We start from the raw sequence: 20,067 nt of genomic DNA on the forward strand, positions 1-20,067 counted from the left end.
GGGACGCACAGGGTCATTGAGGGGTGTTGGGCATGAGCGGTGCATCGGCGTCTCCCCACGGTTTCGCGACCGTACGCGGGCGTGAGCGCGGTTACCGTCCTGAGCGGGTCGAGGCGTGCGCCGCGGCCCTCTCCGAGGAGCGCGACGCCGCCTGGGAGCGGGCCGCCCGGCTCACCGTGCTGGCCAGGGAGATGGAAGAGGACCTGGGAGACCTGGAGGAGGTGGTCGCGCAGCTCACCTCGCAGGACTACGAGGTGCTGGGGGAGCGGGCGCGGGAGCTGTTCCGACTCGGCGAGGAGGAGGCCGCGGCGGTGCGCGAGCGGGCGCGCGGTGCCGCGCAAGGGCTGGTGGAGGAGGCGCAGGCGTACGCGGACGGCGTGCGGGAGGCGGCCCGGGCGCACGCCGACGCCGTACGGGCCGAGGCCGACGAACGGGCCCGGCACCTGCTGCTCGCGGCGCGCGCGGAGGCGGACGAGGCGCGGATCGGAGCGCGTCGCGAAGTGAAGGAGGGGCGCGCGGAGGCGTTGTCCGCGCTGCGCGAGATGCGCAGGCGCACCCAGGGGACGGCCGCCGAACAGAGCAGGGAACTGGCCGAGCGGTGGGCCGCCGCGGAGCGGACCGAGGAGGAGCGCGCGCGGGCCCTGGACGCCCACCACGCGGAGCTGGTGGCGCGCGCGGAGCAGGGAGTGCGCGAGGCGGAGCAGGAGCTGGTCGACGCCCGGGAGGCGGCCGGGCGGCGGCAGGAGGAGGCCCGGGACCGGGCGGCCGAGGTGGTCGCCGAGGCCCGGGCGCGGCGTGAGCGCATCGCCCGCGACACGGAACGGGTGCTGCGCGAGCACGGGGAGCGGTGGGACGAGTTGCAGGCCCACATGGCGTCCGTACGCAGCAGCCTCCACGCGCTGACGGGGCGTGCGGTGGAGGTCGAGTGACGCCCGCGCCGTGCGCCCGGTGCGTACGGCGCGCCGGGTCCCGCTGCGTACCGCCCGCCGCGTCCCGCCGCCTGCCGTGCCGTCAGTCCCCCCTGCGTACCGCGCCCGCCAGGATCCAGCCCTCCACCGCCTCGTAGTGCCGGCGCTGCTCCTGCGCCTTGCGCCGGCCGGAGAGCATCGTGCCGAGCCAGCCGCAGGCGAAGCCCAGCGGGATGGAGACCAGGCCCGTCGTGGTGAACGGGAACCAGTTGAAGTCGGCCTCGGGGAAGGCGGACACCGGGGAGCCGGAGACCAGGTTGGTGCCCGGCATCAGCAGCAGCACGGCCAGCGAGCCCCCGATGAGGGTGCAGAGCAGTCCGGCGCGCGTGTAGCGGCGCCAGAAGAGGCCGTAGACCAGGGCGGGCGCGATGGCCGAGGCGCCCAGGCAGAAGGACAGGGTCACCAGGGGCTGGAGGCTGCGGTGCTGGACGAGGGTGGCCAGGACGATCGCCGGTATGCCGACGGCCAGGGCGGAGACGCGGGCGAGGGTCATCTCGCGGCGCGGTGACATCTCCTGCACGCGGGCGGCGAAGACGTCGTGGGCCAGGGAGTTGGCGCAGGCGAGGATCATGCCGCCGACGGAGGCGAGCAGGGTGAGGAAGACGGCCGTGGTGACGGTCGTGAACAGGAACGTTTCCGCAGTGGAGACCTGTGCGCCGAAGGCCGCCTGCGAGCCCAGCAGGTAGGCGGTGTTGCCCTGCGGGTCGATCCCGGCGACGGCCGCCCGCCCCACCAGCGCCGTCGCACCGAAGCCGATCACCGTGACGACCAGCACGAACAGCGCCACGCCGGACACCGCCCAGGACATCGAACGGCGCACCTGGCGGGCCGAGGAGGCGGTGTACATGCGCATGGTGACGTGGGGGAGGCAGGCGCCGCCGAGGACGACGGTGAGCTGCGCGGAGATCATGTCCGCGTCCGGGTGGGGGCCGCCCGCGAACTGGAGACCGGAGTTCAGGAACGCCGACCCCACGCCGCTGTTGTCCGCCGCCGCGTCGAACAGCGCGGCAGGGTCCCAGTCGAAGCGGTGCAGGATCAGCGCGGCGACCACGAGGCCCGAGCCGAGCAGCATCACGATCTTGAGGATCTGGATGAGGGCGGTGCCCTTCATCCCGCCGATCGCCGCGTAACTGATCATCAGCGCGCCCAGGCCGATGATGCAGCCGGTCTGCAGGGACGCGCCGGAGAAGCCGAGGACGAAGGCGAGCAGTTGGCCGGTGCCCGCGAGCTGCACCAGCATCAGCGGCAGCAGCGCCGCGAGGGTCACGGCGCAGGCCGTCATGCGGACGGCGCGGCCCGGCATCCGGCGGGCGAGCGCGTCGCCCATGGTGAACCGGCCCGCATTCCGCAGCGGTTCGGCCAGCAGGAACATCAGCAGCATCAGCGACAGCGCGGTGCTCAGCGCCAGGACGACGCCGTCGTGGCCGAAGAGGGCGACGACGCCGCCCGTGCCGAGCACGGACGCCGCCGAGATGTAGTCGCCGGCGATCGCCAGGCCGTTGCGCATGGGGGACAGGGAGCCGTACCCGGTGTAGAACTCGTCGAGGTCGTCCCGGTCCGGGCCGGTCATCACGCACAGCAGCAGCGTGACGGTGGCGACGGCGGTGAAGCCGACCAGGGACATCGTCTGGGCGTTGCCGCTGAACTCCGTCACCGTCCCGCCCCCCGCCGCGCGTCCAGCTCGGCCTCCTTGCGGATGCGGTCCGCGAGCGGGTCGACGCGGCGCCGGGCGGTGTGTTCGTACAGCGCGATCGCCAGCCAGGTGACGGGGAGCTGGACCAGGGCGAGCAGCAGCCCGGTGGGCAGTCCGCCGGCGGCGGTGCCGGTCATCAGCCCGGGCGCGTACGCGGACAGGAGCAGAAAGAGGGTGAAGTAGCCGAGCGCGGCGAGCGTGGCGGTGCGCCGCTGCCGGCGGTAGGCGCTGCGCAGGATCCGCAGGTCGCTGTGGTGTCCCAACGGGTCGCGGCGGGGCGCGTGGTGGGCTTGGTGGGCTTGGTGAGCGTGCTGGGCGTGCTGGGCGTGCTGGGCGTGGTGCCTCGGGGCGTACGGGGGCGGGGGCGGTGGTGGGCGGTGCGGGTACGACGGGGACGGGTCGTAGGACATCCCGGTTCTCCTTGCGCGGCTTGGGTCCGAGCGGTGGACCGCAGGAGGTGGGGGGCGGGAGCCAGGCACGTTACTCGCGGGTTGGGGAGCACGCTGCGTTTTGGCCGAACTGATCGGTCGGTATGTGCCCGGGTGGACGCGCGGTGCGTCTCAGGGTGGAGGGCGACCCCGAGACCCGCTCCACCGAAGGGTGGACTGCCCCTAGGGGTACCTCCGTACTACGGGTCGGGGAGGGTTCGTACCGACGGAGGACGAGACGGGGCCGGTGGCGTCCTTAGTCTGGCTTTACGCCGCTGGGGGGCGGTGAACCGGACCCGCGGGGGTGGGGTTTTCCTCAGTAAAAGACTGCGCTGAACACCAGCGCGGCCGGCCCCCGGTTCCGGACAGACTCTTCGAGACAGCAGCGAGGCACCTGCGCGGCGGATCGACCGCCGTGCCGGGCACCGGCGGCTCACTCGATGACCGACATAGGAGACTTGACATGACATCGGCCGTAAGTATTCCCACGCACGGGAGCACTGGAGGGCGTACGGCCGTTGCCGCGCGAGCGCGGCAGGTCGTGAAGGCCTATGGATCGGGCGAGACCCGGGTGGTCGCCCTCGACCACGTGGACGTGGACATCGCGCGCGGTCAGTTCACCGCGATCATGGGCCCCTCGGGGTCCGGCAAGTCCACGCTGATGCACTGCCTGGCCGGCCTGGACACCGTCACCGGCGGGAAGATCTACCTCGACGAGACCGAGATCACCGGCCTGAAGGACAAGAAGCTCACGCAGCTGCGCCGGGACCGGATCGGCTTCATCTTCCAGGCGTTCAACCTGCTCCCGACGCTCAACGCGCTCGAGAACATCACGCTGCCCATGGACATCGCCGGCCGCAAGTACGACCGCGCGTGGCTGGACCGCGTCGTGGAGACCGTGGGGCTCGCCGGGCGGCTCAAGCACCGGCCCACCCAGCTCTCCGGCGGCCAGCAGCAGCGGGTCGCGGTGGCCCGGGCCCTGGCCGCCCAGCCCGAGATCATCTTCGGTGACGAGCCGACCGGAAACCTGGACTCGCGCGCCGGTGCCGAAGTGCTCGGCTTTCTGCGCCGGTCGGTCACCGAGCTGGGCCAGACCATCGTGATGGTCACCCACGACCCGGTGGCCGCCAGCTACGCGGACCGGGTGCTGTACCTGGCCGACGGCCGGATCGTGGACGAGATGCACAAGCCCACCGCGGACGCCGTGCTCGACCGCATGAAGGACTTCGACGCCCGGGGGCGCACGTCATGACCGTCGTGAAGACCTCGATGCGCAACTTCTTCGCGCACAAGGGCCGCATGGCGCTCTCGGCGGTGGCGGTGCTGCTGTCGGTGGCGTTCGTGTGCGGCACCCTGGTGTTCACCGACACGATGAACACCACCTTCGACAAGCTCTTCGCCGTCACCTCCTCCGACGTGACGGTCGCCCCGAAGGACGCCGAGGCCGAGGACACCCCGCAGAACGGGGTGCCCGAGTCGCTGCCGGCGGCCACGCTGGACAAGCTCCGTTCGGTCGACGGTGTGGAGTCCGTCGAGGGCGCGGTCGCCTCGATGAACGTGACCGTCGTCAACTCCGACAACGACAACGTGGGGGCCACCAGCGGCGCCCCGACCATCGCCGGGAACTGGACCAAGAACGACCTGCGGTCCATGGAGATCACCTCGGGCCACGCCCCGCGCGGCCCGACCGAGACGATGGTCGACTCCGACACCGCCGACAAGCACGACCTGAAGATCGGCGACGAGCTGCGCACCATCGCGCAGACCGGCGACTTCAAGACGAAGATCGTCGGCATCGCCTCCTTCACCGTGACCAACCCCGGTGCCGCGGTCGTCTACTTCGACACCGCCACCGCCCAGCGTGAACTGCTCGGCGGCGCGGACCGGTTCAGCCAGTTCAACGTCACCGCCGCCGGCGGTGTCACCGACGCGCAGCTCAAGCAGAACGTGTCCGGGGCCCTGGGGGACACGTTCAAGGTCCAGACGGCCAAGGAGGCGTCCGACGAAGGACGCGAGGACGTCGGCGAGTTCATGGACGTCATCAAGTACGCCATGCTCGGCTTCGCCGGGATCGCGTTCCTGGTCGGCATCTTCCTGATCATCAACACCTTCTCCATGCTGGTCGCCCAGCGCACCCGCGAGATCGGCCTGATGCGGGCCATCGGCTCCTCCCGTCGGCAGGTCAACCGCTCGGTGCTGGTCGAGGCGCTCCTCCTCGGCGTCGTCGGCTCGGTCCTCGGTGTCGCGGCCGGTGTCGGCATCGCCATCGGCCTGATGAAGCTGATGTCGGCGGCGGGCATGAACCTGTCCACCGACGACCTCACCATCAAGACGGCGACCCCCGTGACCGGTCTGATCCTCGGCGTCGTGGTCACCGTCCTGGCCGCCTACCTGCCGGCCCGCCGGGCCGGGAAGATCTCCCCGATGGCCGCCCTGCGCGACGCCGGTACCCCGGCCGACGCCAAGGCGGGCTGGATACGCGGCCTGATCGGCCTGGTGCTCACCGGTTCCGGCGTCGCCGCCCTGCTCACGGCCGCCTCCGCCGACAAGGCGAGCGACGGTTCGATGATGCTCGGCGCGGGCATCGTGCTCTCCCTCATCGGATTCGTCGTCATCGGCCCGCTGCTGGCCGGGTTCGTGGTGCGGGTGATCAGCGCGGTGCTGCTGCGGGCCTTCGGTCCCGTGGGCCGGCTGGCCGAGCGCAACGCCCTGCGCAACCCGCGCCGCACCGGTGCCACCGGCGCCGCCCTGATGATCGGCCTCGCACTGGTCGCCTGCCTCTCCGTCGTCGGTTCCTCCATGGTCGCCTCGGCCACCAGCGAGCTGGACAAGACGGTCGGCGCGGACTTCATCGTCCAGGGCAACCAGCGGATCGTGCCGCAGGCCGAGAAGGCCATGACCGACACCCCCGGCCTGGAGCACGTCACCCGCTACAAGGTGCTCGACGCCACGCTGACCTCGCCCGACGGCAAGACGGACGACGACGGTGTCACGGCCGCCGACCCCACCTACGCCGAGGACGTGCGCCGCGCGACGACCGAGGGCAAGCTCACCGCCGCCTACGGCACCGACGCCATGTCGGTCGGCTCGGACTACGCCGCGAAGCACGGCGTGCACGTCGGCGACACCGTCTCGGTCGCCTTCAAGGGCGGCGAGACCGCGAAGCTCAAGGTCGCCGCGATCACCAGCGACGACGTGGCCATCGACCAGGGCGCCCGGTACATCAGCATCGAGACGATGGAGAAGTACCTGCCGGCCGAGAACGTCCCGCCGAACATGATCATGTTCGCCAAGGCGAAGGACGGCCAGGCCGACCAGGCGTACGCCGCGCTGAAGAAGTCGCTGGACGCCTACCCGCAGTACCAGGTGGCCGACCAGACCGACTACAAGCAGGAGCTGAAGGACCAGATCGGCCAGCTGCTGAACATGGTGTACGGCCTGCTCGCCCTGGCGATCATCGTCGCCGTCCTCGGTGTGGTGAACACCCTGGCGCTGTCGGTGGTCGAGCGGACCCGGGAGATCGGCCTGATGCGGGCCATCGGCCTCTCCCGCCGCCAGCTGCGCCGCATGATCCGCATGGAGTCCGTGGTCATCGCCCTCTTCGGTGCCCTGCTCGGCCTCGGCCTGGGCATGGGCTGGGGCGCCACGGCCCAGAAGCTGCTCGCCCTGGAGGGCCTGAACGTCCTGGACATCCCCTGGCCGACGATCATCGGGGTCTTCATCGGCTCGGCCTTCGTGGGCCTGTTCGCCGCGCTGGTCCCGGCCTTCCGGGCGGGCCGGATGAACGTCCTGAACGCCATCGCGACGGAGTAGCACCCGACCCCAGAGCCACCGCACACGGGGGTTGCGGGGGAGGGCCCGGCGCCGACGTCCCAGAGGGACGGAGGCGCCGGGCCTTTTCGGCAGTGGCAGAACCACGCTGCCGCTTCCCACCCCAAGCGGCCCGTCACCCGGCGCGCCCGCTTTTCAGCTCCCCGAGTGGTCCGTCACCCCGGACGTTCGCCTTTCAGCCCACCGAGTCGGGGGGTGGGTGGGCATAGGTCCGGGGGTCCAGGGGGCGGAGCCCCCTGGTACGGCCACCGCGGCGCCGGCCACCACGCACCCGGCGTCGTCCACAGCCCCCGACGCACCCCACCGCAGCGACGTACGCTGGAGACACCCCGGCCCGCGGCGCGCGTCGGGCCCGTCGTGTTGTACACCCCCGCACGGAAAGCGCCCCGAATGAGCCTGCACGGTCTGCTCGACGCCGTCGTCAAGGACACCGCCCTCGCGGAAGCGATCGCGGCGGCCGCAGACGGCAACCGCATGCACGTCGACCTGGTCGGCCCGCCCGCGGCCCGCCCCTTCGCGATCGCCGCCCTGGCCCGCGAGACGGGCCGCCCGGTGCTGGCGGTGACGGCGACGGGACGCGAGGCGGAAGACCTGGCGGCGGCCCTGCGCTCCCTGCTGCCCCCCGAGGGCATCGTGGAGTACCCCTCCTGGGAGACCCTCCCGCACGAGCGGCTCAGCCCCCGCAGCGACACCGTCGGCCGTCGCCTCGCCGTCCTGCGGCGCCTGGCCCATCCCCGCCCCGACGACCCCGAGACCGGCCCGGTCTCCGTCGTCGTCGCACCCGTACGCTCCGTGCTCCAGCCGCAGGTCAAGGGCCTGGGCGACCTGGAGCCCGTGGCGCTGCGCACCGGGCAGAGCGCCGACCTGGAAGAGATCGTCCAGGCCCTGGCGGCAGCGGCGTACGCGCGCGTCGAGCTGGTGGAGAAGCGCGGCGAGTTCGCCGTGCGCGGCGGCATCCTGGACGTCTTCCCGCCGACCGAGGAGCACCCGCTCCGGGTCGAGTTCTGGGGCGACGACGTCGAGGAGATCCGCTACTTCAAGGTTGCCGACCAGCGCTCCCTGGAGGTCGCCGAACACGGTCTGTGGGCCCCGCCCTGCCGCGAGCTGCTGCTCACCGACGACGTGCGCGAGCGGGCCCGCGTCCTCGCCGAGGACCACCCCGAGCTGGGCGAACTGCTCGGGAAGATCGCCGAGGGCATCGCGGTGGAGGGCATGGAGTCCCTGGCCCCCGTCCTCGTCGACGACATGGAGCTGCTCCTCGACGTGCTGCCCAAGGGCTCGATGTCCCTGGTCTGCGACCCCGAGCGGGTGCGTACGCGGGCCGCCGACCTGGTGGCGACCTCGCAGGAGTTCCTCCAGGCGTCCTGGGCGGCCACCGCGGGCGGCGGGGAGGCGCCGATCGACGTGGACGCGGCCTCGCTGTGGTCCATCGCGGACGTCCGGGAGCGGGCCCGCGAGCTGGACATGATGTGGTGGTCGGTCTCGCCCTTCGCCGCCGACGAGACGCTGACGTCCGCCGTGGACGCGGAGGGCGACTCGGACACCCTCAAGCTCGGCATGCACGCCCCCGAGACCTACCGCGGCGACACCGCCAAGGCGCTGGCCGACACCAAGGGCTGGCTCGCCGACGGCTGGCGCGCGGTCTATGTCACCGAGGCCCACGGCCCCGCCTCCCGCACCGTCGAGGTCCTCGGCGGCGAGGGCATCGCCGCCCGCCTCGACCACGACCTCGGCACGCTCAGCCCCTCCGTCGTGCACGTCTCCTGCGGCTCGATCGACCACGGCTTCGTCGACCCGGCCCTCAAGCTCGCCGTGCTCACCGAGACCGACCTGACCGGCCAGAAGGCCGCCGGACGCGAGGGCGCGCGGATGCCGGCCCGGCGCCGCAAGACCATCGACCCGCTCACCCTGGAGACCGGCGACTACATCGTCCACGAGCAGCACGGCGTCGGCCGCTACATCGAGATGGTGCAGCGCACCGTCCAGGGCGCCACCCGCGAGTACCTGGTCGTGGAGTACGCCCCCGCCAAGCGCGGCCAGCCCGGCGACCGGCTGTACATCCCCACCGACCAGCTGGAGCAGATCACCAAGTACGTCGGCGGCGAGGCCCCCACCCTGCACCGCCTCGGCGGCGCCGACTGGACCAAGACCAAGGCCCGCGCCAAGAAGGCGGTCAAGGAGATCGCCGCCGACCTGATCAAGCTCTACAGCGCGCGGATGGCGGCGCCCGGCCACGCGTTCGGCGCGGACACCCCCTGGCAGCGCGAGCTGGAGGACGCTTTCCCCTACGCGGAGACCCCGGACCAGCTCACCACCATCGCCGAGGTCAAGGACGACATGGAGAAGACGGTCCCGATGGACCGCCTGATCTGCGGCGACGTGGGTTACGGCAAGACGGAGATCGCGGTCCGCGCCGCGTTCAAGGCCGTCCAGGACGGCAAGCAGGTCGCCGTGCTCGTCCCCACCACCCTGCTGGTGCAGCAGCACTTCGGGACGTTCGGCGAGCGCTACGCCCAGTTCCCGGTGAACGTGAAGGCGCTGTCCCGCTTCCAGAGCGACACCGAGTCGAAGGCGACCCTGGAGGGCCTGCGCGAGGGCTCGGTGGACATCGTCATCGGCACCCACCGCCTGTTCTCCTCGGAGACGAAGTTCAAGGACCTGGGCCTGGTCATCGTCGACGAGGAGCAGCGCTTCGGCGTCGAGCACAAGGAGCAGCTGAAGAAGCTGCGCGCCAACGTCGACGTGCTCACCATGTCCGCGACCCCCATCCCGCGCACCCTGGAGATGGCGGTCACCGGCATCCGCGAGATGTCCACGATCACCACCCCGCCCGAGGAGCGGCACCCGGTGCTGACCTTCGTCGGTCCCTACGAGCACAAGCAGATCGGCGCCGCCATCCGCCGCGAGCTGCTCCGCGAGGGCCAGGTCTTCTACATCCACAACCGCGTCGAGTCCATCGACCGCGCGGCGGCCAGACTCCGCGAGATCGTCCCCGAGGCGCGCATCGCCACCGCCCACGGCCAGATGTCGGAGCAGGCCCTGGAGCAGGTCGTCGTCGACTTCTGGGAGAAGAAGTTCGACGTGCTGGTCTCCACGACCATCGTCGAGTCCGGCATCGACATCTCCAACGCCAACACCCTCATCGTGGAGCGCGGCGACAACTTCGGCCTCAGTCAGCTCCACCAGCTGCGCGGCCGCGTCGGCCGAGGCCGCGAGCGCGGTTACGCCTACTTCCTGTACCCGCCGGAGAAGCCCCTGACGGAGACCGCGCACGAGCGGCTCGCCACCATCGCCCAGCACACCGAGATGGGCGCGGGCATGTACGTGGCGATGAAGGACCTGGAGATCCGCGGCGCGGGCAACCTGCTCGGCGGCGAGCAGTCCGGCCACATCGCCGGTGTCGGCTTCGACCTGTACGTGCGGATGGTCGGCGAGGCCGTCGCCGACTACCGGGCCTCCCTGGAGGGCGGTGTGGAGGAGGAGCCGCCGCTCGAGGTCAAGATCGAGCTGCCCGTCGACGCGCACGTCCCGCACGACTACGCCCCCGGCGAGCGGCTGCGGCTCCAGGCGTACCGGTCCATCGCCTCCGCCAACAGCGAGGAGGACGTCAAGGCCGTACGTGAGGAACTCGTCGACCGCTACGGCAAGCTGCCGGAGCCGGTGGAGAACCTGCTGCTGGTCGCCGGTCTGCGCATGCTCGCGCGGGCGTGCGCCGTCGGCGAGGTCGTGCTCCAGGGCAGCAACATCCGCTTCGCACCGGTGGAGTTGCGCGAGTCCCAGGAGCTGAGGCTCAAGCGGCTCTACCCCGGCAGCGTCATCAAGACGGGTACGCACCAGGTGCTCGTGCCGCGCCCGAAGACCGCGAAGGTGGGCGGCAAGCCGCTGGTCGGGCGGGAACTGCTCGGCTGGGTGGGCGAGTTCCTGACCTCGATCCTCGGGTCGTAGCACTCGAAGCCCGGGCCCGCCCACGGGGAAGCCGCCGACGAAGCCGTCCACGAACCCGTCCACGAGGAAGCCGTCCACGGGGACAGTTCCGTGGACGGCTTCGACGTGTCCGGGTACGGGGAACGGCTTCTACTGCTGCTCCCGGCCGCCGCCCTGCTCGCGTCCGAAGCCGAGCTTGCCCTCGGCCTGCTGCTGCGCGGAGTCGACCTGCTTCTCGTACTTGCCGCCGGTCCGCTGGTTGACCTGGCGTTCGGCGGCGTCGGACATCTTCCTTGACTTGTCCTTGTCCTTGCCGGCCATGCTCTTCATCTTGTCGAGGATGCCCATGCAGAGCTCCTTCCGAGGCGTGACTCACTGTCGAAGGTACGACAGATATGTCTCGTGTGCCCACTAACGCCCACTTAAGGCCACCTATGGCCCGGACCTCTCCCTCGCTACGGTGGTGGCTGCGAACGGCAAGGGGAGGGGCGCGCATGACGCGGCACGGCAGGATCCGCACCGGTTGGGCCGTGGGGTCGGCCCTCGCCCTGGCCCTGGTGACCGGCTGTGAAGGCCTGGAGGCCGACGACGAGGCCCCGACCTCGGGCAGTGGTGCCGAGGCCCCCGCAGCGGGCCACGCCGTCAGCCCGCTGGACAACCCGGACGGCACCGAACCGGGCCTCGCCCCGGTCACGGGCGACAGCCCGCAGGCGGCCGCCCGCAAGCTGATCGACGGTCTGCGGACCAAGGGGCGCGGCCCGAAGACCGGGTACGACCGGGACGAGTTCGGCTATGCCTGGATGGACACCGCCGACGGCGTTCCGCTCGCCCGCAACGGCTGTGACACCCGCAACGACCTGCTCAAACGCGACGGCCAGAAGGTGCGCTTCAAGTCCGGCTCGGACTGCGTGGTCATCGCGATGGCGCTGGACGACCCGTACACCGGGACGCGCATCGACTGGCGCAAGCAGGACGCGAGCGAGGTCCAGATCGACCACGTCGTGCCGCTGTCCTACAGCTGGCAGATGGGTTCCTCGCGGTGGCCGGAGAACAAGCGCGAGCAGCTGGCCAACGACCCGCTCAACCTGCTCCCCGTCGAGGGGCGCGCCAACTCCGCCAAGCGCGACTCCGGGCCGGCCTCCTGGCTGCCCCCGGACAAGGCGATCCGGTGCGCGTACGCGGTCCGCTTCGCCCAGGTCGCCGTCAAGTACGAGCTGGCGGTGACGGAGGCGGACCGGGCGATGATGTCGAAGCAGTGTCAGGGCTGACGGGCTGACGGGCTGACGGGCCTACCGCGTCGGTGTCGTCAGCGCCGCGAGGGCGGGGCGGAGCAGCGCCGCGATCCGGTCGGCCGAGGCGTCCCGGAGGGGCGACAGGCTGAGCAGCTGGTGCCCGACGGAGATGCCCAGCAGGGTGCTGACGACGAGCGCGGCGCGCAGTTCCGGGTCCGCGTCCTCGGGCAGGGCGGCGCCGATGGCGTCGATCTGCCGGCCGAGGGCGGCCCGGGCGTGGTCGGCCGCCGCCGGGTCGGTGAGCATGGAGCGCATCATCGCCAGCGTGCCCTCGGGCAGGCCGCCGAGCTTGAGGCCGAGTGTGGCCAGCAGCTGATCGACGAGCGCGTCCGGGCCCGCGGCCGGCGGCGGTGCGGGCGCCGCCTGCACGGCCGCGGTGAACAGCTCCCGCTTCGAACCGAAGTACTGCATGACCAGGGCCGGGTCGACGCCCGCCGAGGTCGCGACGGCGCGGATCGTGGTGCGGTCGAAACCCCGCTCGGCGAACAGCTCCCGTGCGCCGTCCAGGATGCGGGCCTCGGTCGCTCGGCGGCGGTCTGCGCGGGACTGGTGGGGCGTGGGCACCGGTCCACTCTACCCTCGTTCGCTCAACAGCTGTTGACCGATCCGGCACGCGGCTCTACGGTGGTTGGGTCAACAGTTGTTGAGCGAATTGTCGACGAGTGGAGTGGTCACCATGCCGCCTTCGGACGCCCCCGCTGTTCGCACCCCGCGCGAGGTGCTGGCCCGGTACTACCGGGCCATGCTCGACAAGTCCGCGGACGACCTCGCCGATCTGTACGCCGTGGACGCGGTGCACGAGTTTCCGTTCACCGCGCCCGGCTTCCCCGGGCACTTCGAGGGGCGCGAGGCCGTCCGGTCCGGGTATCGCGCCGCCTGGGGCGCCAGCCCCGCCCGGGTGGAGGAGGTCAGGGAGGTCGCGGTCCACGAGACCGCCCGTCCCGGAGTGATCGTCGCCGAGCACGTCGTCGTGGGGGCGGTGCCTCCCGCACGCACCGGATTCACCGTCCCCGGCCTCCTGGTGCTCCACGTGCGCGACGGGCTGATCGCCCGGGCCCGCGACTACATGGACGGCTTCGGGGTCGCCGCGGCCCGGGGGTGAGGGTCGCCCCCCCCGCGGCTCAGGCGTTCGCCCCGCCCAGGTCGTCCAGGTCGAGGACCTCTCCGGAGGGGGACGCGGCGGGCACCGGCTCGTCGTACCCGTTGAAGGACAGGGAGCCGGGCTCCTGCTTCGACCCGCTCTCGAAGCGCAGCAGGTACGGCTTGCCCTCGGTGGCGACGTACACCGTGTTGCGCTCGGAGCCGTCCGTCTCGTACAGGGTGAACGCGGGCTTGCCGTCGACGGTGGTGGCCCTGCCGCGGGTCACCTTCGTCGGGGTGTCGTCACCGCTGCCCCCGGCGTCCTCCAGCAGCTTGTCCAGGTCGCAGAACCCGGCCATCTCCTTCGCGTCCGCACCGTCGGCGGACATGCTGGTCCACCGTCCGGCCAGCAGCGACACGAGGGCCTCGGTGTCGGCCTGCGGCTCGCCCTTGCTCTGGGCCCGCAGGAACCGCTCGTCGTACTTCAGGTAGAGCGTGTCGCCGGTTTTGATCAACTCGGCCTCGCCCTGGCCGTCCATGCCCATCGTCCCGGCGCAGTCGCCCCGCCGGTCCAGGGCGAGGTCGATCTCTATGGTGCTGCCGCTCTCGTCGTCGGGGACGCTGCCGGTCATGCGCAGCGAGCGCGCCCCGGTGGTGGCCTTCAGTGCCCGTTCCGATATCTCCGCGCCGGTCAGCCCGGCGAACGGCTCGTCCGGTGACGGCGCCGAGGCCGGTGCCGAGGCCGCCGATGCGGACGCCTCTGCCCCTGTCGCGGTCGAGCCGGGTGCGGGGGCGGACGACGAGGCGGTCGCCGATCCGCCGGACGCGGCGGACCGGGCGGCCCCGTCGGACGCGCCGTCGCCGTCCTGCCCGGACTGGCAGCCGGTCAGGCAGGCGGTGGCGCCCGCGGCGAGGAGCAGAGCGGTGAGTGCGGTACGGCGCGCGCGACGGCGCATGGTGGATCCCCCCAGGGATGCTCGGTGAACGGTGAACGGTGAGCGCGGTCCGGCGCTCAGAACTGGCCGTTGCCGAGCAGTTCGCCGTCGGCATCGTAGATCGTGACGAGGCCGTTCTCGCTGTCCTTCCAGTCGGCGAACGCGGACGCGATGAGCTTGGCCGGGCCCGTCCCCTCGCCCATGATGCCGCCGGTGAAGTCGGTGTAGACGTCGGCGGCGTCGAGGATGTCGTTCTGCTCGTCGGCGCCCTGCACCTTGGTGACGTGGGAGACGGCGTCCTTCTCCTTGGGCGTCCCGTTCTTCTGCACGAACGCCTTGAACTGCTCGGCCTGGGACGCCTTCTCGACGGCCTTGTCCTCGGCTGGCTTCGCGTCGGACGCGCCGTCCTTCTTCGCACGGTCCGTGCCCGCGCCGTCCGGCTTCTCGCCCGCGCTCGCCGAGGTCCGGTTGCCGTTCTTGGTGTCGCCGTCCCCGTCGCCCGCGTTCGCCGACAGCGCGCCGACGATGGCGATCCCCACCACGGCGCCCAGCACGATCTTGGTCTTCATGCCCATGACGTCAGTCCTCTCCCCAGAGACAGATCGGTCGACCGTGAACCGAGGCCCATCGCCTCGGCCGGTGCGATGCGTCAATAAGAACAGAGCTTGTGAACCGAGTCAACACGGTTCACGGGGTGATGGAAGTACACGATGTGAACGGAGTCGGATCGTGTTCATCGGTAGGATCGGCCCCACACACCAGAACGAGGGGGCCCGAGCGTGCAGGACCACGGGACAGAGGTGACCGCCGCCGGTATCGCGCGGCTCGCCGGCGTCGGCCGCGCCGCCGTCAGCAACTGGCGCCGTCGCCACGCGGACTTCCCCAGACCGGTCGGCGGCACCGAGACCAGCCCGTCCTTCGCCCTCGCCGACGTCGAGGCATGGCTGCGCGCCCAGGGCAAACTCGCCGAGGTCCCCCCGCGTGAACGCGTCTGGCAGCAACTGGCCGGCCACCCGGAGGGCCCGGTCGCCGCCCTGGTGCAGGCCGGCTGCGTCCTCCTGCTCGTCCACGACCGCCCCACCCTCTGGCTGGACGCGAGCGCCGGCTCCGACGACCGCCTCGCCGACCTGCTGCCCGCCGCCCTCGACCAGGTACTCGACGCCCGCTTCGGCACCGGCCCCGAGCGCGCCGTCACCACCCCGACCGCCCCCCGGCTGCTCCCCTCCGCACCGCTCCTGCGCGGCGCCGCCGAACTCGCCGCCGGACCGGGCGCCCGCAAGGCCTACGAGTTCCTGCTCGGCCGGCACCTCGACGCCAACCCGCGGCAGTACACGCTCACCCCGGACCCGCTCGCCGACCTGATGGCCGAACTCGCCGGTCCCGCCCGCACGGTGCTCGACCCCGCCTGCGGCACCGGCTCCCTGCTCCGCGCCGCTGCCGCCACCACCCGGCCCGGGCAGGAGCTGTGCGGCCAGGACAGCGACCCCGCACTGGCCGCACTCACCGCGCTGCGGCTCGCCCTGAGCACGGACGCCGCCGTGCGGATCGCCGCCGGTGACAGCCTGCGCGCGGACGCCCGCACCGGCCTGCGCGCCGACGCCGCGCTGTGCCACCCGCCGTTCAACGAGCGCAACTGGGGCCACGACGAGCTCGCCTACGACCCCCGCTGGGAGTACGGCTTCCCGGCCCGCACCGAGTCCGAACTGGCCTGGGTGCAGCACGCCCTGGCCCGGGTCAGGGACGGCGGCACCGTCGTCGTCCTGATGCCGCCCGCCGCGGCCTCCCGCCGCTCCGGCCGCCGGGTCCGCGCCGACCTGCTGCGCCGGGGCGCGCTGCACGCCGTGATCGCCCTGCCGGTCGGCGCGGCACCGCCGTACAACATCCCCCTGCACCTGTGGGTGCTGCGCCGGCCCGAGAGAGCGCCCGCCCACCCCGGGGTGCTGCTCGCCGACACGGGGCAGTTCGCCGGCGAGGGGCGCGGCGGGCCGGACTGGCGGTCCGTGCGGGACGCCGTACTCGACGCCTGGGGCGTATTCGACCGCACCGGCCGGCTCGACGACCGGCCGGGCCTCGCCCGCTGTCTGCCCGTCATCGAACTCCTCGACGACGACGTCGACCTGGCCCCCGCCCGCCACCTGCCGCCCCCCGCCGCCACCGGCGGCACCGAACGGCTCACCGACGTACGCGAGCGCCTCGACGAGACCCTGCGCCTGACCGCCGAGCTGGCCCCCGCGGCCCCCGGCACCGGACGCGCCGCACCCCGCAGACCGCTCACCACCGTCGGTGAACTCGCCCGCGGCGGCGCCCTCGTACTGCGCACCGGCACCAACGGCGGCCACGCGCGCGTGCCCCTGCTCACCGACCACGACGTCCTCACCGGCACCGGCCCCTCGGGCACCCTCCCGGACGGCGACGAGGAACCCGTCCTGACCGAACCCGGTGACGTCGTCGTGCCCGTCCTCGGCGGCGGCTCCGTCGCGCGCGTCATCGACGAGGACACGGCCGGCGCCGCCCTCGGGCGCAACCTCGTGCTCCTGCGCCCCGACCCCGCCGCCCTCGACCCCTGGTTCCTCGCCGGGTTCCTGCGCGGCACCGCCAACCACCGGCAGGCCAGCAGCTACGCCTCCACCGCCACCCGCCTCGACGTGCGGCGCCTCCAACTGCCCCGGCTGCCCCTCGACGCCCAGCGCGGCTACGGCGACCGCTTCCGCGCCCTCGACGAGTTCGAGCGCGCGCTGCGCCTCGCGGGCCGCCTGGGGGAGCAGCTGGTGCGGGGCATGTACGACGGGCTCACGGACGGCACGGTCGCCCCCGGCTGAGCCGCCCGCACGGGCCGAGTGACCAGGACGACAACGGTTCGGTACAACCCGGGGCCGCTCGTCCGTGTCGGCCTATACGCTCGACTCCGCACCGGTCGCCCGGCGCACGTCCGTCTCATCAGGTCTCCAGGAGAAGTCATGCACGGCCACGGCTATGCGCCGCCACCGCCGCCGCGCCGCCCCAAGACCGCGGTGCTGGTCCTGTCGCGCGTCTTCTTCGTGGCCCTGGCCCTGTTGAGCATCGGGTTCCTCGCCTGGATATCGACGCTGTACGCGGCCATCGTGAGCCGTCGGCCGCGCGACTGGTGGGTCTTCGCCGCGACCGCCGCCGCCCTGGTGATCAGTTTCTGCTTCCTGGCCACCGACGACACCGACGACTTCAGCACCCCGGCCGGCACCACCGGAATGATCATCCTGCTGCTCAACGCCTGCGTCTGCGCCGGGTACTTCCTCTACGCCGACATCAGTCACCACCGGCGGCCGCCCCACCCCGGCCACGTCGTCGCGATGCCGCCGCCCCCGGCGGCCGGATACGGACACCCGCAGCCCTCGTACCCCTACACCCCGCCACCCGCCGCACCCGTGCAGACGCCGGTCCCGCCGTACCAGGCCGCGCCGCCGCCCCACCCCCCGGCGCCCGCCCGCATCGACCAGGTCCGCGCCGAACTCGACGAGCTCAGCGACTACCTGCGCAACCACGACGGCCGCGACGACGGCCACCGGGGCGGAAGGTGACCGTGGCGACCGGACGCGTCGTCGCCGGCCGGTACGAGCTGTCCACGCTCATCGGCCAGGGCGGCATGGGACAGGTCTGGACCGCGTACGACCGGCGCCTGGACCGCCGCGTGGCGGTGAAGCTGCTGCGCCCCGACAAGGTCGCCGGAGCGGAGGCCGACGAACTGCGCCGCCGGTTCGTGCGCGAGTGCCGCATCACCGCGCAGGTCGATCACCCCGGCCTGGTCACGGTGCACGACGCGGGCAGCGAGGGCGAGGAGCTGTTCCTCGTCATGCAGTACGTCGACGGCGCCGACCTCTCCGACCACCTCGCCGAGCACGACCCGTACCCCTGGCAGTGGGCCGTCGCGGTCGCCGCCCAGCTGTGCGCCGTCCTCAGCGCCGTGCACGCCGTGCCGATCGTCCACCGCGACCTCAAACCGCGCAACGTGATGGTCAAGCAGGACGGCACCGTCACCGTCCTCGACCTCGGCGTCGCCTCCGTCATGGACGCCGACACCACCCGCCTCACCCACACCGGCACCCCCATCGGCTCGCCCGCCTACATGGCCCCCGAGCAGGCCATGGGCGGCGCCGTCGGCCCGTACACCGACCTGTACGCACTCGGCGTACTCCTGCACGAACTGCTCAGCGGCGACGTGCCGTTCGCCGGGTCGACGGCCCTCGGCGTACTGCACCGGCACCTGTACGAACCCCCGCTGCCCGTGCGCCGCATCCGCCCCGAGGTCCCGGAGGCGCTCGAAGCCCTCGTCCTGCGCCTGCTCGCCAAAGACCCGCAGCACCGCCCCGACTCCGCCCAGGAGGTCTACGAGCACCTTGCGCTGCTGCTCCCGGCGCTCGGCGTGCCCACCGGCGGCCCCCTGGACCCCACCCGCCCCTTCGTGCGCCCGCACGCCCCCTGGCCCGACCGCGCCCGCACCCCCGCACCGCAGCCGGCCCCCGTACCGCCCGCCGCCGAGGCCGCCAAGCCGGATGTCGCCCGCGCCGTCGACGACGTCAAGCGCCTCCTCGGCGAGGGCCGCATCACCCAGGCCGTCGACGTCCTCGGCGCGATCCTGCCCGCCGCCGCCGAACAGCACGGCGAACGCTCCCCGGTCGTGCGCACCCTGCGCCGGCAGTACGCGGCGACCCTCATGGACGACGGCCAGTACCGGCGCGCCCTGCCCGAACTGCGCCGCCTCGCCGACGAACGCGCCGCCGAGGCCGGCCAGGCCGACCCGCAGGCCCTGCGCCACCGCTACGACGCCGCCCAGTGCCTGGAACAGCTCGGCGAACCGGCCGCCGCCCTCGCCGAGTACCGGGCGCTGCTGCCGTACTACGAGAACCAGTACGTCGCCGGCGACCCCGACCTCGCCCACGACGTCCGCCGCCGCATCGGCCACCTCCTCCTCGCCCTGGGCGACCGCGCCGCCGCCCACGACACGCTGGCCCGGCTGCTGCACGACGTGGAGCGGGTCCACGGCCCCGGCCATCCGCTCGCGGCCGACATCCGGCGCACGCTCCAGTGGCTGGGCCGGATGCACGGCTGACCACCGCCGCCACGAGGGCCCGGCGGCGGGCCGGGCGGCGGGCCGGGCGCGAGGCGGTGCCCGAAGTCCTGATGAATCGTTGGTCCAATGGGTTGGCCAGAGCCCGGCCACTGCCTAACATCGATCATCGCAAGACTTTGTGCACCGTCGCACAATCTCCAAACGGGAGGTTCCCTTGCACCGCCGCAGCCGCCGTCGCTCCGCGCTTCTCCTCACCGCCGCGATCGCCGCAGCGGCACCCCTGCTCACCGCCTGCGGCAACGACGCCCATCCGGGCGCGGCGGCCGTCGTCGGCGACCAGCGGATCACCGTCGCCCAGCTGGAGAACCGCGTCGACGAGGTGCGCGAGGCACAGCGCGCCGCCGTCCCGGACGACACCCAGTACCAGCAGGTCGTCGCCCGGACCGGCACCCTCACCCGCGACACCCTGCACGGCATGGTCCTCGACCGGGTCCTGCACCGCGCCGCCCAGGACGCCGGGGTGAGCGTCAGCCGCAAGGAAGTGCAGGACATGCGCGGCGAGCTGGAGAAGCAGGCCGGCGGCCCCGAGCAGCTGGAGACGGTCTGGCTCCAGCAGTACGGCGTCGCCCCCGACCGCCTCGACGACAACCTCCTCGTCCAGATCGAGGCCCAGAAGCTCGCCCAGAGCCTCGGCACCGACACCAGCCGGCCCGAGTTCTGGCAGGCCCTGTCCGAGGCCTCCAAGAAGCTCGACGTCGACCTCAACCCGCGCTACGGCGCCTGGGACGTCCAGAAGAGCAGCCGCGTCGACACGCGGACACCGTGGGTGCGGGAGATCACGGCGGCGGGCTCTCAGCAGCCGGCGTAGCCCC

Annotated in this window: 16 protein-coding genes; 10 read left to right on the top strand and 6 right to left on the bottom strand. The window is 72.5% G+C overall.

Going from position 1 to position 20,067, the window contains the following annotated elements; translation table 11 throughout:
* The first annotated feature begins 32 nt into the window (after positions 1–32).
* The gene (locus ACZ7MF_RS38845) at positions 33–929 is read left to right on the top strand and encodes a cellulose-binding protein (protein WP_471482882.1); all 897 of its coding nucleotides are present in this window, start codon (positions 33–35) and stop codon (positions 927–929) included.
* 82 nt (positions 930–1,011) lie between these two features.
* Here the strand turns inward: ACZ7MF_RS38845 and ACZ7MF_RS38850 are convergent, their stop codons facing one another.
* Positions 1,012–2,592: a sodium/solute symporter gene (locus ACZ7MF_RS38850; RefSeq protein WP_471483030.1), complete on the bottom strand. Its 1,581-nt coding sequence runs from the start codon at positions 2,590–2,592 to the stop codon at positions 1,012–1,014.
* 26 nt (positions 2,593–2,618) lie between these two features.
* The gene (locus ACZ7MF_RS38855) at positions 2,619–3,071 is read right to left on the bottom strand and encodes a DUF485 domain-containing protein (RefSeq protein WP_471482883.1); all 453 of its coding nucleotides are present in this window, start codon (positions 3,069–3,071) and stop codon (positions 2,619–2,621) included.
* Positions 3,072–3,552: 481 nt separating this feature from the next.
* Here ACZ7MF_RS38855 and ACZ7MF_RS38860 point away from each other — a divergent pair, with 481 nt between their 5' ends.
* The 3 genes from ACZ7MF_RS38860 (at position 3,553) to mfd (ending at position 10,865) form a co-directional block, all read left to right on the top strand.
* A complete protein-coding gene (locus ACZ7MF_RS38860) occupies positions 3,553–4,341 on the top strand; it encodes an ABC transporter ATP-binding protein (protein ID WP_471482885.1) in 789 nt (262 codons plus the stop codon).
* A complete protein-coding gene (locus ACZ7MF_RS38865; RefSeq protein WP_471482887.1) occupies positions 4,338–6,902 on the top strand; it encodes an ABC transporter permease in 2,565 nt (854 codons plus the stop codon). The genes ACZ7MF_RS38860 and ACZ7MF_RS38865 overlap by 4 nt, the downstream gene beginning before the upstream one ends.
* A gap of 408 nt (positions 6,903–7,310) precedes the next feature.
* Positions 7,311–10,865 carry a transcription-repair coupling factor gene (gene mfd / locus ACZ7MF_RS38870; RefSeq protein WP_471482888.1) on the top strand — a complete coding sequence of 1,185 codons (3,555 nt, stop codon included), beginning with the start codon at positions 7,311–7,313 and terminating at the stop codon, positions 10,863–10,865.
* A 129-nt stretch (positions 10,866–10,994) separates the two neighbouring features.
* On the opposite strand, the gene ACZ7MF_RS38875 is transcribed toward mfd, so the two are convergent.
* Positions 10,995–11,192: an antitoxin gene (locus tag ACZ7MF_RS38875; RefSeq protein ID WP_356859309.1), complete on the bottom strand. Its 198-nt coding sequence runs from the start codon at positions 11,190–11,192 to the stop codon at positions 10,995–10,997.
* A gap of 146 nt (positions 11,193–11,338) precedes the next feature.
* On the opposite strand from ACZ7MF_RS38875, the gene ACZ7MF_RS38880 reads away from it, so the two are divergent.
* Positions 11,339–12,112 carry an HNH endonuclease family protein gene (locus ACZ7MF_RS38880; RefSeq protein WP_471482890.1) on the top strand — a complete coding sequence of 258 codons (774 nt, stop codon included), beginning with the start codon at positions 11,339–11,341 and terminating at the stop codon, positions 12,110–12,112.
* A 21-nt stretch (positions 12,113–12,133) separates the two neighbouring features.
* On the opposite strand, the gene ACZ7MF_RS38885 is transcribed toward ACZ7MF_RS38880, so the two are convergent.
* Positions 12,134–12,700 (bottom strand): TetR/AcrR family transcriptional regulator, encoded by a 567-nt coding sequence (locus ACZ7MF_RS38885; RefSeq protein ID WP_471482892.1) that lies wholly within the window; start codon positions 12,698–12,700, stop codon positions 12,134–12,136.
* A 112-nt stretch (positions 12,701–12,812) separates the two neighbouring features.
* Here ACZ7MF_RS38885 and ACZ7MF_RS38890 point away from each other — a divergent pair, with 112 nt between their 5' ends.
* The gene (locus ACZ7MF_RS38890) at positions 12,813–13,238 is read left to right on the top strand and encodes a nuclear transport factor 2 family protein (RefSeq protein ID WP_471482894.1); all 426 of its coding nucleotides are present in this window, start codon (positions 12,813–12,815) and stop codon (positions 13,236–13,238) included.
* Between the two features lie 19 nt (positions 13,239–13,257).
* Here ACZ7MF_RS38890 and ACZ7MF_RS38895 read toward each other — a convergent pair whose 3' ends face one another.
* Both ACZ7MF_RS38895 and ACZ7MF_RS38900 read right to left on the bottom strand, forming a co-directional pair.
* Positions 13,258–14,172 carry a hypothetical protein gene (locus tag ACZ7MF_RS38895; RefSeq protein WP_471482896.1) on the bottom strand — a complete coding sequence of 305 codons (915 nt, stop codon included), beginning with the start codon at positions 14,170–14,172 and terminating at the stop codon, positions 13,258–13,260.
* A gap of 56 nt (positions 14,173–14,228) precedes the next feature.
* Positions 14,229–14,726: a hypothetical protein gene (locus ACZ7MF_RS38900; protein WP_471482897.1), complete on the bottom strand. Its 498-nt coding sequence runs from the start codon at positions 14,724–14,726 to the stop codon at positions 14,229–14,231.
* 204 nt (positions 14,727–14,930) lie between these two features.
* Between ACZ7MF_RS38900 and ACZ7MF_RS38905 the strand changes: the two genes are divergently transcribed.
* The 4 genes from ACZ7MF_RS38905 (at position 14,931) to ACZ7MF_RS38920 (ending at position 20,063) form a co-directional block, all read left to right on the top strand.
* Positions 14,931–16,970 carry an N-6 DNA methylase gene (locus ACZ7MF_RS38905; protein WP_471482899.1) on the top strand — a complete coding sequence of 680 codons (2,040 nt, stop codon included), beginning with the start codon at positions 14,931–14,933 and terminating at the stop codon, positions 16,968–16,970.
* A 138-nt stretch (positions 16,971–17,108) separates the two neighbouring features.
* On the top strand, positions 17,109–17,705 hold the full coding sequence (locus ACZ7MF_RS38910; RefSeq protein WP_471482901.1) for a hypothetical protein: 597 nt from the start codon (positions 17,109–17,111) through the stop codon (positions 17,703–17,705).
* 38 nt (positions 17,706–17,743) lie between these two features.
* Positions 17,744–19,234 carry a serine/threonine protein kinase PkaE gene (gene pkaE, locus ACZ7MF_RS38915; protein ID WP_471483031.1) on the top strand — a complete coding sequence of 497 codons (1,491 nt, stop codon included), beginning with the start codon at positions 17,744–17,746 and terminating at the stop codon, positions 19,232–19,234.
* Between the two features lie 175 nt (positions 19,235–19,409).
* Positions 19,410–20,063 (top strand): SurA N-terminal domain-containing protein, encoded by a 654-nt coding sequence (locus tag ACZ7MF_RS38920; protein ID WP_356859323.1) that lies wholly within the window; start codon positions 19,410–19,412, stop codon positions 20,061–20,063.
* Positions 20,064–20,067: the final 4 nt, after the last annotated feature.

This window comes from Streptomyces sp. NPDC111628, from assembly GCF_055635195.1.